The organism is Kribbella sp. VKM Ac-2568 (genome assembly GCF_004345365.1).
GTDB lineage: Bacteria > Actinomycetota > Actinomycetes > Propionibacteriales > Kribbellaceae > Kribbella > Kribbella orskensis.
The window spans coordinates 200,119-213,312 of the sequence record NZ_SLVF01000015.1 but is presented as its reverse complement, the minus strand read 5'-3'; the positions used below and the strand labels follow the sequence as shown (position 1 = coordinate 213,312).

Here is a 13,194-nt window from a genome sequence, read left to right as displayed (position 1 = left end):
GGCCGGGCCCGGCTCCGACCTCCAGCGGACTCACCCGCGCGGAGGTCGATCATCCACCAGGGCGTGTCGGTAGACCTTGCGCGGTCGCAAACAGTTGCTCGGCGCGTAACGCGATCCCGGCGCACTGACGCGACCAGGCTCGGCGCGTTCAGGCGATGTCGGCGCAGTGTCGCGATCAAGCTCGGCGCGTCAAGGCGATGTCGGCGCGGTGACGCGATCAGGGTTTGCCGTCGTCGGACTCGGTCGGTGCTTCCGTCCCGGTCTCGTCCTTCGCCTTGCCACCCTTGGACTTGTTCCCCTTGGACTTCTCGTTCGGCTTGTCCGGGTGGACCTCGTCCTGGACGCCGTCCCGGGCCGGATCGCCGGGCTGGTCGTCGGCGGCGGGCTTGTCCTTGTTCGCGGGCTCGCCGGGCTCGCCGGGCTTCGGCGGCCGCACGGTGGTGCGCGGATCGCGGTACCGCTCGAGCGACGCCAGGAAGTCCGGATCGTCGTCCGGCGCGACCGGGCGGGCCGTCGGCTTCACCGACCGCGTGTTGCGCTCGCGTCTGACTCCCTCCGTGCGGGACGCCAGCAACCAGACGATCGGGCCCACGAAGGGCACGAAGACGATCAGGACGATCCACACCAGCTTGGGCAGGTAGGGAACGTCCTTGTCGCGGGTCTGGATGCAGGAGAAGAGCGCGTAGACGCTGAGCACCAGGCTGATCAGGAACGGCAGAAATCGGACCACGCTCCAACAGTACGGGTCCGGAAGGGATCGGACCGGCGCGCCCACATCACAATGCGCGCCGCCCGCCCTGACACGTCAGCGATCCGTCATGACCTGCTACGAGCGGTCTCCAGCTCGCGCTTCTCCTCGACCACGGCCGAGCGACCCGCGACACGCAGCCCGTACGCGACCACGCCCGCCCAGAGAACCACCAGTACGGCGTACGCGGCGTACCGCGGGCCTTCGGCGACGCCGATGCCCTTGAGCAGGGTGCGGGCGTTGGTCAGGATCAGCACCAGGCCGACGCCGACACCGAGCCAACGAGTCGCCAGCCGAGAGACCAGCCAGGCGGCGATCGGCGCGGCGATCACGCCACCGATCAGCAGTGCGGCGACGATCCGCAGCGGGATGTTCGATCGGCCCAGCCCGTAGAGGAAGCCGATGCTGGCGGCGACCGACACGATGAACTCCGCGGCGCTCACGGAGCCGACGGTCCGGCGTGGTTCGAGCTTGCCGCTGCTGAGCAGGCTCGAGGTGGCTACCGGTCCCCAGCCGCCGCCACCGGTCGCGTCGATGAAGCCGGCGATCAGACCGAGCGGGCCGAGGAACTTGCCGCCGACCTTGCCCTCGATCACGGCCCGCACCTTGCCGGTCGCGAACCGGGCCAGGATGTAGACGCCGAGCAGGAGCAAGAGCGCCGCGACCCAAAGCGACGCCGATTCAGTCGAGAGGTTGGACAGGAAGGTCGCACCCGCGAACGCGCCGACGCCGCCCGGCACGCCGATCAGCGTGACCACCCGCCAGTCGACGTTGCCGAACCGCCAGTGGGACAGGCCGGAGGCGAGCGTGGTGCCCACCTCGGCCAGATGCACGGAAGCGGACGCGACCGCCGGGGAGATCCCGGTGATCAGCAGCGCGGTGGTGGCCGTGACCCCGTAGGCCATGCCGAGCGTGCCGTCGACGAGTTGGGCGAGCGAGCCGAGCAGGGCGATCAGGATGAGACGTCGCAAGACAGTGCTCCTTGGAGGGCGGGGTCAGGTGGCCCGGGTCAGGCCGCGGGCGCGGAGTACCGAGTTCTCCAGGGGGCGGAAGACCAGCAGTTCGATGCCGACGCCCACCACGAAGATCAGCAGGACTCCGGCGAAGACCATCGAGATGTCGGACAGGGACATGCCGTTGTGCAGGTACTGGCCGAGGCCCTCGCCGAGATCGGGCGACGTGGCGATCAGCTCGGCGGCCATCAGCGAGCGCCAGGAGAAAGCCCAGCCCTGCTTGAGTCCGCCGAGGAAGCCCGGCAGCGCCGCCGGCAGCAGGATGTACCTGATCCCGCCAAGGCGACCGGCTCCGAGCGCCTTGCCGACCCGGGGCAGGATCGGCGGCACCTGGTCGAGCCCGGACACCAGGCCGTTGGCGATCGAGGGGACGGCGCCGAGCAGGACAACCCAGTAGATCGCCCGGTCGTTCAGGCCGAACCAAAGGATCGCCGCCGGCACCCAGGCCACCGACGGCAGGCTCTGCAGCCCCGACACCAGCGGACCGATCCCGCGACGGACGACGGTGATGTTGGCGATCGCGAGCCCCAGCGGTACGGCGATCAGCAGTGAGATCGCGAACCCGATCACGGCGCGGTGAACCGACACCCAGAACAGCTCGATGATCTTCCCGGTGGTCACCAGTTGCCAGATCTGCGACGACACGTCGACCGGCGCGGGCAGTTTGAACTCGGGCCAGAACGCCGCCGCCCAGAGGAGCTGCCAGACCAGCACGAGCAGCACGATCGCGGCGATCGGCGGCAGCACCTTGCCGACGATCCGCCGCAGCAGGCTCCCCTGGGCCGAGTTGACCGGGGTGTCGAGCGCATCCAGCCCGGCCCTGACGGACCCGGCGTACTGGTCGTCCGCCGTACGGTCCTGCAGGCCGGTGCTCTCAGGCTGCGGCATGACTGCTGATCACCTTCCGCAGTTCCGCGTTGATCTCATCGACGGCGTCGGTCTCCCCCGCGCCGGACAGGTCGTCCACGTCCCACTGCCGCACGACCCGGCCCGGCCGCGAGGACAGCAGCACGACGCGCTGCCCGAGCCGGACCGCTTCGCGGACGTCGTGCGTGACGAAGAGGATCGCCGTCCCGGTGGCGCGCCAGATCCGGAGCAGCTCGCCCTGCAATACATCGCGGGTGATCGCGTCGAGGGCGGAGAACGGCTCGTCCATCAGCAGCAGCGACGGCTTGCCGGCGCCGGAGCCGGTGTTGTCGGTCGTCGATGCGAGCGCCCGCGCCAGCGCGACCCGCTGCCGCATACCGCCGGACAACTCGTGCGGACGCTTGTCCCCCAGCCCTGCCAGCCGAACCAGCTCCAGCAGCTCGGCGGCCTTCGCGCGCCGAGCGGCCTTCGGTACGCCGGCCATCCGCAGCGGGAGCTCGACGTTGCCGGCGGCGGTCAGCCACGGCATCAGCGCGGGCTCCTGGAACACCACAGCGGGACGCGACGAACTCAGCTCGATCCGTCCACTGGTCGGTTGGTCCAGACCCGCCACCAGGTTGAGCAGCGTGGTCTTGCCGCAGCCCGACGCGCCGAGCAGGCAGACGAACTCACCGGCGTACACGTCCAGGTCGACCTGGTCGAGCGCGACCACGGCCTTCTGCCCGTGCCCGAAGGCCTTGCCGACCTGGTGGAACCGCACCGGCCGTACCTCGGTGCCACTCGTGATGGTCGTCTCGCCGGCTTCGACTGTCGCGGTCATCGTCTGCCTCCTCGTCGCGGAGCCGGAGCACCTGTGGGCACTGCGGCGCAGAACACTGGCTACTTCGTGTCGAGACCGGCGGCATCGACTGTCGGCTTGCCGGCCTTCGTCAGTACGTCGTTCAGTGGGCCGAGGTCGGCGAATCCCGACACGCTCGGCGCTTCCTTGGCGATCCCGGCGGTGACCTGGTCCTTGGCCAGCTGCGGGAACTGCGCGGCGATCGGGTCGGCGGTGACCTCGATCTTGCTGAAGGCACGGTCGATCACCGCGGGCTTCAGGGCCTTGCCGGTCAGCTCCTTCAGCTGGTCGTTGACCACCGTCTTCGCGGCGGCCTTGTCGGTGTTGCTGAAGTCGATCGCCGCGACCAGGCCGGTCAGCAACTGCTTGACCGACTCGGGGTGCTCCTGCAGGAACTGGGTGCGGACGATCAGCACGGTGGTCGGGAACTTGCCGTCCGGCCAAAGCTCGGCCTCGTCCAGCAGAACCTTCGCGCCGGCGTCGAGCACCAGCCGGGACGACCACGGCTCCGGCAGCCAGGCCGCGTCGACCTCGCCGTTCTTGAACGCGTCCAGCGTCTGCGCGTTCTCCAGGTTGGTCACCTTGACCTTGCCAGTCAGGTTCTTCTCGGCCAGCCACTTCTTCAGCGACACGTCCTGGGTGTTGCCGAGCTGCGGGGTGACCACGGTCTTGCCGGCCAGGTCCTCCGGCTTGGTGATGGTCGGCCGGACCACCAGCTGGGCGCCGCCAGAGGTGGTGCCGGCGATCAGCCGGACGGCCTCGCCGTTGGACTTCGCGTAGGCGTTGATGGCCGGGCCGGAGCCGATGAACGAGGCGTCCAGCGAGCCACCGAGCAGCGCGCCGACCGCCTCCGGACCGGCGTTGAACTTGGTCGGTACGAGCTTGGTGGTGCCGAGTTCCTTGCTGAACAGGCCCTTGTCGAGGCCGATCAGCGCGGCCGCGTGGGTGACGTTCGGGAAGTAGCCGAGCCGCAGCTCGGTGGCCGGGCCCTTGTCGCTCGAGGCGGCGGGCGTCTCGTCGCTGTCGGCGCGGGAGCAGCCGGCCACGGCGGCGACCAGGGAGAGGAGGGCGGCAGACGCCGCCAGAACGCGGGCAGGACGGAAGCTGGTGATGCTCACAGGGAGACCCTCGGAGGTGCGGGCGACCACGGTCGCGGGCGGAGTTCAGAGCAGGCTGGAGAAGGACTTCAGACAGCGGGCTGAGAAAGGGCCGAAGGTCAACAGGTCGCGGAGGCGACGCGGAGCAGGTCGACGTGCCGACGGCGGGTGAGCGCGTCGGCTGGTCGGTTGGCGGTGACCTGCATGCACACCATGAAACCGGAGAAAGTCCATCAACGGGCTGTGGTTTCACGATCCGAGACGACAAATCACTCACTGAGACAGATCCGCACTTTCCGCCGATCACCCATCACCGGCCCGACCGGCTCCGAAGTTCCTGCATGAGTGGTTCAAAATTGTTCCAAACTTATGCAGCTGGAAGGCTTCTCGTATGAGCGGCCAGCGTCCCAGCGCCGCGGTCGTGGGTTCCGGGATCTCCGGCCTGACCGCGGCCTATGTCTTGAACCGGACCCACGACGTCACCCTCTTCGAGGCCGACGACCGGCCAGGCGGCCATGCCCACACGCACGACGTGACGGACTCCGCCGGGCAGTCGCTCCGGATCGACACCGGCTTCATCGTGCACAACGAGCGCACCTACCCGAACCTGCTCCGGCTCTTCCGCGAACTCGGCGTCGCCACCCAGCCCACCGAGATGAGCATGAGCGTGCACTGCGACGGCTGCGGACTCGAGTACGCCGGTGGTCGTGGCGCGGGTTCGCTGTTCAGCCAGGCGCGGCGCGCGGCGGACCCCCGCTTCCTGCGGATGCTCGCCGAGGTTCCGCGCTTCCACCGCGAGGCCCGCACTGTTCTCGACTCGGACGACGACCAGCTCACCTGGGGCGACTTCATCCGCACGCGCGGGTTCTCCCCGTACTTCGCGAACCACTTCGCCGTACCGCTGGTGTCTTGTGTCTGGTCGGCGGGCTCGGCGGATGCGGCGCTCTACCCGGCGCGGTACCTGTTCCGCTTCCTCGAGCACCACGGCATGCTCTCGGTCGGCGGGGCGCCCCGCTGGCGCACGGTCACCGGTGGCTCCCGGAGCTACGTCGACGCGGTGACCGCCCGGGTCAGCGCAGTACGGACCTCGGCGCCGGTTCGCGCAGTACTGCGGCACGACGACGGCGTCGAGGTGATCACCGACCGGACCGAGGAGTTCGACAAGGTCGTCGTGGCGACGCATGCCGACACCGCGCTCGACCTGCTCGCAGACGCGACGCCAGAGGAGAAGTCGCTGCTCGACGCGTTCCGCTACTCGGTCAATCCGACCTGGCTGCACACCGACACGTCCGTGCTGCCGGCATCGCGCCGCGCGCGAGCCTCCTGGAACTACCGCATGCGGGGTTGCGCCACGGACGAGCCGCAGGTGCTGGTCAGCTACTGGATGAACCGGCTGCAGGGCCTGCAAAGCGCCGACGAACACCTGGTCACCTTGAACCCCGACGGCTGGGTCGACCCGGCCAGGGCGACGGCGCGGATGAGCTATGCCCACCCGGTGTTCACCCCGGAGTCGGTCGCGGCCGCCCCGGCGTTGCGAGCCGCAGGAGGGGTGCGGCTTGCCTTCGCCGGGGCCCATCTCGGCTGGGGGTTCCACGAGGACGGCTGCCGCTCGGGCGTCGCCGCGGCCGAGAGGCTCGGCGCTTCGTGGTAGCACTCCCCCAGTTGCCGGCCCTCGTGGTCGGCCAGGTCAGCCACTCCCGACGGATGCCGGTGCGCCATCGGTTCCGCTACCGCACGTACCAGTGGCTGGTTGACCTCGACCACCTGCCGCGGCGGCGTTTCTCCGCGGCAGACCACCTCGGCAAAGGGGCGTCGCTGAAGGAGAATGTCGCCACCTTCACCGCGGCACACGGTGTCCAGCTCGCCCCGGACGACCGGGTCGTGATGCTGGCGAACGCGCGCAGCCTCGGCTACGTCTTCGATCCGCTGAGCGTGTTCTGGTGTCTCACCTCGACCGGTGAGGTGCGGTGTGTCGTCCTCGAGATCCACAACACGTACGGCGAACGTCATGCGCAACTGGCCCGCCCGGACAACGCAGGCCGGTTCACGCTGGGCAAGGAGTTCTACGTGTCGCCGTTCTTCCCGGTAGCCGGGCGGTACGACGTGACGCTGCGGCTCGACCCCGAGCGAGTAGCCGTGGCGATCGACCTGACCCAGCACGACCACCGGGTCTTCTCAGCCGCCTTCACCGGGAAGACCCGGCCGGCGCGGTGGATGCACCGGCTGGCTGTGGCTCTGCGCACACCGTTCCCGACCTATCAGATCTGGGCACTGATCCGAATGCATGGTGTCTGGCTCTGGCTCCGCCGGTTGCCAGTGATCGAGCGTCACCGGCACGTCCCACCGGAGGGAGTTTGATGAGCACCCTGCAACTCGTCGATGTCGAACACTGGCCGGCCGTCGCCCGTACGCCGTACAGCCCGGTGCGGGCAGCCGCGGCGCGACAGATCCTGCGCGGGGCGGTCCGCGAGCTGCCGGTCGTCGTACTGCTCCCGGACGGCCGGCGGCTCGGCGCGGGTGGTTCCGACGCGCCGGTGATGGAGATCGTCTCGGACAGGTTCTTCCACCGGATCGGCGCCGACCTCAAGATCGGTTTCGGCGAGTCCTACATGGCCGGCAACTGGCGAGCCGGTCGGGGCACGGACCTTGCCGACCTGCTGAGCGTGTTCGCGAGCCGCCTGAGCCACCTCGTACCGCCGGTGCTGCAGGGGTTCCGCAAGCTGATCGAGCAGCGGATGCCGTCGTCGGAGGACAACGACCGGCACGGCGCGCGGGCCAACATCGCCCGGCACTACGACCTCTCGAACGACCTGTTCGCCACTTTCCTCGACTCCACCATGACGTATTCGTCCGCGTGGTTCTCCTCACCGACCGACGGCTTCGGCGAGCTCGCGGAAGCCCAGCAGCGCAAGATCGACGGCATCCTCGACTACGCCGGCGTCCGCGCGGGCAGCCGGGTGCTGGAGATCGGTACCGGCTGGGGACAGCTCGCGATCCAGGCCGCCGAGCGCGGCGCGACGATCACCTCGGTCACGCTGTCCGCCGAGCAGCGCGATCTGGCTCGCAAGCGGATCGCCGAGGCCGGTGTCAACGCGACGGTCGAGCTGCGCGACTACCGCGACGTACAGGGCCGGTACGACGCGGTCGTGAGCGTCGAGATGATCGAAGCGGTCGGCGAGCGGTACTGGCCGACGTACTTCGCGACCGTCGACCGGCTGCTCGCGCCGGGCGGACGCTTCGGGCTGCAGTCGATCACCATGCCCCACGACCGGCTGCTCGCCACCCGGCACGCCCAGGGCTGGATCCACAAGTACATCTTCCCGGGCGGACTGATCCCCTCGTTGACCGCGATCGACCAGATCGCGGCCACGGCGGGTGGGCTCGAGGTCGTCGAACGCCGCGACCTCGGGCCCGACTACGCGCACACCCTGCGGCTCTGGCGCGACCGCTTCACCTCGCGCGCCGCCGACGTCGCGAACCTCGGGTTCGACGCCGTCTTCCGGCGGATGTGGGAGTTCTACCTCGCGTACTCCGAGGCCGGCTTCCGCGCCGGGTACCTCGGCGTCTCTCAGCTGGCCCTGGCCAGGAAGGACTGATCGTGGAACTCGCCGGCCGCAGGATCTGGGTCATCGGTGCCTCCTCGGGTATCGGCGCCGCGCTCGCGGAGGAGTTGTGCCGCCGCGGCGCGCACGTCGCCGTGTCCGCCCGCCGTGCCGACGCGCTGAAGGAGGTCGCGGGCGAGTGGATGACCGCGGTCCCCTGTGACATCACCCACCGGTCGTCCGTCGAACAGGCCGCGGCCGAGGTCGAGGCGGAACTGGGCGGCATCGACATCGCAGTACTGAGCGCTGGTTACTGGAAGCAGATGAGCGAGTTCGACGTCGAGTCGTTCCACCGGCACCTGGACGTGAACCTCGGCGGGATGGCGAACTGCCTCGGCGCGCTGATCCCTCGGCTGAAGGCGCAGCGGGCCGGGATGATCGTCGGCATCTCCTCGGTCGCGGGCTACCGCGGTCTGCCCGGCGCCGAGGCGTACGGCGCGACCAAGGCCGCGCAGATCAACCTGCTCGAGTCGCTCCGAGCCAGCCTGCGCCCGGACGGCATCGACGTACTGACCGTCTGCCCGGGTTTCGTCGAGACCGAGATGACCGAGGACAACGCGTTCCCGATGCCGTTCATGATCAAGGCGCCGGAGGCCGCCCGGGCGATCGCCGACGGGATGGCGAAGCAGTCGGCCCGGATCGTGTTCCCGTGGCAGATGGCATTGCTGATGAAGGCGGCCAAGCTGGTCCCGGACCGGCTCTGGGCCATCGCTCTCACCCCTCGGTCCTGAACTGTCCAGATCAGGACATGGCTGTTGCCCCCACGGGAGCAGGCTGCATACGGTCCTCCGGGATCTGCCCGCCATGTTGAGGAGCTCGCCTGATGCCTGTTGCCCCGGACAGCTGGACCCCTGGTGGACCATTGACCGCGGACAAGCTCACCGCCGAGTACGCCGACCGCCCGCTGGGCACGGACGTCACCCGGCCCCGACTCGGGTGGATCGCCTCGGCGCCCGGCTACGGAGCCACCCAGTCGGCGTACCAGATCCTGGTGGCGTCGGCGCCTGAGCTGCTGACGCCGGAGACCGCGGACGTCTGGGACTCCGGGCAGGTGCAGTCGGCGAAGACCTTCGGCATCGAGTACGACGGGCCTGCGCTGGCCCCGCGCACGAGGTACCACTGGGCGGTCCGGCTCTGGGACGGCGTCGAGCGGGTCGGTCGGTGGAGTGGGCCGACGTGGTTCGAGACGGCCCTGCTGGCGGAGGGCTTCGGGGACGCGCAGTGGATCGGCGCCCGCGAGGAAGTCCGCGACGAGGACGTACCCGCGCCACTGCTGCGTCGGGCCTTCGCCCTGACGGCTCCGGTCGAGCGCGCCCGGCTCTATGCCAGCGGGCTCGCGTACCAGGAGCTGAGGGTGAACGGCCAGCGCGTCGGCGATGCGGTGCTGGACCCGGGCTTCACCGACTACGAGGACACCGTCCTCTACGTCACTCACGATGTGACGGGGCTGCTGCGGACTGGCGACAACGTGCTCGGCGCCGAGCTCGGCCGCGGCTTCTTCGGGCTGAGCACACCGAACACCTGGCGCTGGCACCAGACCCCGTGGAACGCCGAGCCGCGGCTGCTGGCCCGGCTGGTGATCGAGCACACCGACGGCAGCGTCACCGAGATCCACTCCGACGACGCGTGGTCCGTGACCGACGGACCGACGCGGTCCGACTCGCTCTTCTGCGGTGAGACCTACGACTCCCGATTGAATCCGGTCGGCTGGGACGAGCCCGGGTTTGATGACGGCTCGTGGACCGCGGCGCGCGTGCTGCCCGCGCCGCGGGGTGAGCTCCGCGCTCAGGAGCACGAGCCGATCCGGGTGATCGAGGACGTTGCTCCGGTCTCCTTCACGCAGCCCCGTCCGGGCGTGTGGGTGGCCGACTTCGGGCGCACCACGGCCGGCTGGACCAAGCTCCGGGTCGACGCTCCTGAGGGGACGAAGATCAGCCTGGAGCACGGCGAGTGGTTGCTTGCTGACGGCACCGTCTTCGCGGAGAACAAGCATGTGCACAAGCCGCGGTTCCAGCGTGACGAGTTCATTGCCGCTGGCAACGGGCTGGAGGAGTGGGAGCCACGCTTCTCCTACAAGGGCTTCCGCTATGTGCAGCTCGAGGGCTTTCCCGGTGAGCCGACGCTCGGCGCGGTGACGATGCGGGTGGTGCACTCCGACGTCCGGGAGATCAGCCGGTTCTCCGCGAGCCAGCCGCTGTACGAGCAGATCGACCAAGCGATGCGGCGGACCGTGCTGAACAACCTGCACGGCATCCCGACCGACACCCCCAAGATGGAGAAGAACGGCTGGACGGGTGATGCCCAGGTCGGCTCCCCCACGATGGCCGGCACCCTCGACATGTCGCGGTTCTTCACCAAGTGGCTCGGCGACCTGCGCGACAGCCAGAACGAGGCCGGCCAGTTGCCGGTGATCGTGCCGACCGGCGACTGGGGATTCACCGAACTCTCCCCGGCGACCGAGTGGTCCACCGTCTACCCGTTCATCCTGCGCGAGATGCACCGCTGGTACGGCGACGAGCGGCTGCTCGCCGAGCACTGGGACGCCGTACTGCGGTACGTCGACTACGAACTCGGCCGGGTCGAGGACGGGTTGTCCCTCAGCGTGCTGGGTGACTGGATCCCGCCGGGCTACCCGTCCGGTCCCCCACCGGAAGACCGCCGCCTCACCGGTACGGCGTACCTGTATCGCGCCGTGATCTCGGTGGCGGAGATCGGCGAACTCCTCGGGCACACGGGCGAGGCGGATCGCCTGCGGAAGGCCGCGGGTGAACTGGCCGACGGGATCAACCGGGCGTTCCTCGACCGATCGGCCGGGGTCTATCGGTCGGACCTGGACCCCGACTACCGGCAGACCTCGAACGCGTTGCCGCTCGCCTTCGGGGTGGTGCCGGATGAGGTGGTTCCGCAGGTGGTGGCGAACCTGGTGGCCGACATCGAGGAGCGCGGGTTCCACCTCAACACGGGATGTCTCGGCGTCGTAGTACTGCTCCCGGTGCTGACGGCTTACGGGCATGCCGACGTGGCGGCGAAGGTGGCGCTGCAGCGGACGTATCCGAGTTGGGGCTATTGGTTCGACCAGGGCGCCGACACGATGTGGGAGATGTGGGAGACCGACACCCGGTCGCGCAACCACTACTTCCAGGGCACGGTCGCGCAGTGGCTGCTGGAGAACGTCGCGGGTCTGCGCAACCTCAGCAACGGGTGGGAGCGCATCCTGGTTCGGCCCGACGGCCGGGAGCAGGTGGACTCGGCCGCGCTGCGGACCGACACCCTGCGCGGGCGGGTATCCGTTTCGTGGCGACGGGTCGGACGGGTTTTCCAGCTCGAGGTCCAGGTGCCGGTCGGATCCACTGCCGAGGTGCATGTGCCTTCGGCCGCTATCTCCGACGTCACCGCGGTGCCTGCGCCCTTCGCTGGTGAGCCTGCGTTCGCGGACGGCCACACCATCTACACGGTGCCGGCCGGACACTGGAGCTTCACGTCACGGACTTCGTAGCGCAGGTCCTGGGGGTTCAGGCGGTCTTAGTGAACATGAGGTCGTGGCAGATCCTGCCCTCGGCGTGGGCGCGCGACTCGAACTTGGTGATCGGACGCCAGTCGGGTCGCGGCGCCCACCCGTCGTACTCGTTGCGCAGCAGCGGTTCGGCGGTGCAGATCTCCAACATCCGCTCCGCGTAGTTCTGCCAGTCCGTTGCCAGATGCAACCTTCCGCCCGGTGCCAGCCGCGAGGCCAGCAACGCGACGAACTTCGGCGTGATGAGCCGCCGCTTGTGGTGCCGCTTCTTCGGCCAGGGGTCAGGAAAGAACACCCGTACTCCGGCCAGCGAATCCGGCGGCAGGTGGTCGCGCAGAAAGTCGAGCGCGTCGCCGTGCAACAGTCGAACGTTCTCCAGTTCGTACTTCTCCACCCACAACATCAACTGCCCAAGCCCGGCCGGGTAAACCTCGGCCGCCAGGTGGTTGACGTCCGGCGCCCGCGCAGCCAACTGCGCCGTCGCATCCCCCATCCCCGACCCGATCTCCAACACCGCCGGCGCATCCCGCTCGAACCAGCTCGCCAGATCGACCTCACCCGCAGGCAATTCCTCGAGCTTCCGCCCCAACTCACCCCAGTGGGTATCCCAAACCCGCTGCTGCCCAACCGTCATCCGAACACTCCGCCGGACATGGCTGAACACCCCCGCCTGCCGAACCTCATCCACCATCTCCACCGCGCAATCCTATGTGAGCCCGCACGCCGCCTCCTCCAACGCCCGCTCCAGCTCGCCTCTTCAGCCGCGCCTCGGCGACAACGAGGTACTCGCCCGGGTGCCCCGCAGCTCGTGGGTGCGGGTGGTCCTCGGTTCCTTCAGTAGGCGTGGAGGTTGACGCCACGAGCGAGTTCCTCCTGTCGTTCGGTACAGCCGTTGGTTGGCCTCCGGTGGCGTGAGCTTGTCGATCGGTGAGGATGGGCAGGTGGAGTTGGATGAAGAGGTGCTGACCGGTGGGAACGTCTCCGGCGAGGTTGTCCGGATCGGCCGGACTGTGCGCAAGCCGGCTACTCCGTCGCACGATGCGATGGGGGCTTCCAGCCACCGGACGACGTCGTCTGGAACGTCGCGATCCCGGATCCGGCAGAAGGTCGGTTCATCTGCCACCACGATCTCGCACCCTGGAACCTGGTACGGGACGGCGAGCGGTGGGTGTTCATCGACTGGGACGGCGCCGGACCGGGATCACGGTTGTGGGATCTCGGCTATTCCGCCCACGGCTTCGTGCCGTTCCTGCCCGATGGCGATCCGGCGGTCGATGCACCGCGGTTGCGCGCCCTGGTGGACGGATACGGCCTGGACGCTGCAGGCCGTCGCGAACTGCCTGCCCAGATCGCAGCCCACACTCGCGGCATGTTCGACCTGCTCCGGCGGGGGCATCAGACCGGCGAGCAGCCCTGGGCACGGCTGTACGCCGAAGGTCACGCCGCCCACTGGGGCCCAGCCGCGGAGTACATCGAGCGGCATCACGACGAGTGGGTTGCCGCGTTGTCCTGAGC

General features: G+C 69.1%; 13 protein-coding genes. 6 read left to right on the top strand and 7 right to left on the bottom strand.

Annotated elements, in window-relative coordinates; all coding sequences use genetic code 11:
* Nucleotides 1–217: 217 nt before the first annotated feature.
* The 6 genes from EV648_RS35620 to EV648_RS45380 all read right to left on the bottom strand — a co-directional run bounded on the left by EV648_RS35620 (nucleotide 218) and on the right by EV648_RS45380 (nucleotide 4,769).
* The gene (locus EV648_RS35620; protein WP_132299686.1) at nucleotides 218–730 is read right to left on the bottom strand and encodes a PLD nuclease N-terminal domain-containing protein; all 513 of its coding nucleotides are present in this window, start codon (nucleotides 728–730) and stop codon (nucleotides 218–220) included.
* An 86-nt stretch (nucleotides 731–816) separates the two neighbouring features.
* Nucleotides 817–1,719 (bottom strand): sulfite exporter TauE/SafE family protein, encoded by a 903-nt coding sequence (locus EV648_RS35615; protein WP_132299684.1) that lies wholly within the window; start codon nucleotides 1,717–1,719, stop codon nucleotides 817–819.
* Between the two features lie 24 nt (nucleotides 1,720–1,743).
* Nucleotides 1,744–2,649, bottom strand: coding sequence for an ABC transporter permease (locus EV648_RS35610; protein ID WP_132299682.1), 906 nt, complete (start codon nucleotides 2,647–2,649; stop codon nucleotides 1,744–1,746).
* Nucleotides 2,636–3,448, bottom strand: coding sequence for an ABC transporter ATP-binding protein (locus EV648_RS35605; RefSeq protein WP_132299680.1), 813 nt, complete (start codon nucleotides 3,446–3,448; stop codon nucleotides 2,636–2,638). The genes EV648_RS35610 and EV648_RS35605 overlap by 14 nt, the downstream gene beginning before the upstream one ends.
* Nucleotides 3,449–3,507: 59 nt before the next feature.
* Complete coding sequence (locus EV648_RS35600) at nucleotides 3,508–4,584, bottom strand: ABC transporter substrate-binding protein (protein WP_132299678.1); 1,077 nt, start codon at nucleotides 4,582–4,584, stop codon at nucleotides 3,508–3,510.
* Between the two features lie 98 nt (nucleotides 4,585–4,682).
* Entirely contained in the window at nucleotides 4,683–4,769 is an 87-nt protein-coding gene (locus tag EV648_RS45380; protein ID WP_363818422.1) for a putative leader peptide, read from the bottom strand.
* A 185-nt stretch (nucleotides 4,770–4,954) separates the two neighbouring features.
* Between EV648_RS45380 and EV648_RS35595 the strand changes: the two genes are divergently transcribed.
* From EV648_RS35595 to EV648_RS35575, 5 genes are all read left to right on the top strand, one after another.
* Complete coding sequence (locus EV648_RS35595; protein WP_132299676.1) at nucleotides 4,955–6,214, top strand: NAD(P)/FAD-dependent oxidoreductase; 1,260 nt, start codon at nucleotides 4,955–4,957, stop codon at nucleotides 6,212–6,214.
* Entirely contained in the window at nucleotides 6,208–6,921 is a 714-nt protein-coding gene (locus EV648_RS35590; protein WP_241995928.1) for a DUF1365 domain-containing protein, read from the top strand. Before EV648_RS35595 ends, EV648_RS35590 begins: the two co-directional genes overlap by 7 nt.
* A complete protein-coding gene (locus EV648_RS35585) occupies nucleotides 6,921–8,159 on the top strand; it encodes a cyclopropane-fatty-acyl-phospholipid synthase family protein (RefSeq protein WP_132299674.1) in 1,239 nt (412 codons plus the stop codon). Before EV648_RS35590 ends, EV648_RS35585 begins: the two co-directional genes overlap by 1 nt.
* A 2-nt stretch (nucleotides 8,160–8,161) precedes the next feature.
* Nucleotides 8,162–8,896: an SDR family oxidoreductase gene (locus EV648_RS35580; protein ID WP_199234999.1), complete on the top strand. Its 735-nt coding sequence runs from the start codon at nucleotides 8,162–8,164 to the stop codon at nucleotides 8,894–8,896.
* Nucleotides 8,897–8,988: 92 nt separating this feature from the next.
* Nucleotides 8,989–11,661 (top strand): family 78 glycoside hydrolase catalytic domain, encoded by a 2,673-nt coding sequence (locus EV648_RS35575; RefSeq protein ID WP_132299672.1) that lies wholly within the window; start codon nucleotides 8,989–8,991, stop codon nucleotides 11,659–11,661.
* 16 nt (nucleotides 11,662–11,677) lie between these two features.
* On the opposite strand, the gene trmB is transcribed toward EV648_RS35575, so the two are convergent.
* On the bottom strand, nucleotides 11,678–12,370 hold the full coding sequence (gene trmB, locus EV648_RS35570; RefSeq protein WP_132299760.1) for a tRNA (guanosine(46)-N7)-methyltransferase TrmB: 693 nt from the start codon (nucleotides 12,368–12,370) through the stop codon (nucleotides 11,678–11,680).
* A gap of 396 nt (nucleotides 12,371–12,766) precedes the next feature.
* On the opposite strand from trmB, the gene EV648_RS35565 reads away from it, so the two are divergent.
* The gene (locus EV648_RS35565) at nucleotides 12,767–13,192 is read left to right on the top strand and encodes a phosphotransferase (protein WP_199235006.1); all 426 of its coding nucleotides are present in this window, start codon (nucleotides 12,767–12,769) and stop codon (nucleotides 13,190–13,192) included.
* The last annotated feature ends 2 nt before the right edge of the window (nucleotides 13,193–13,194 follow it).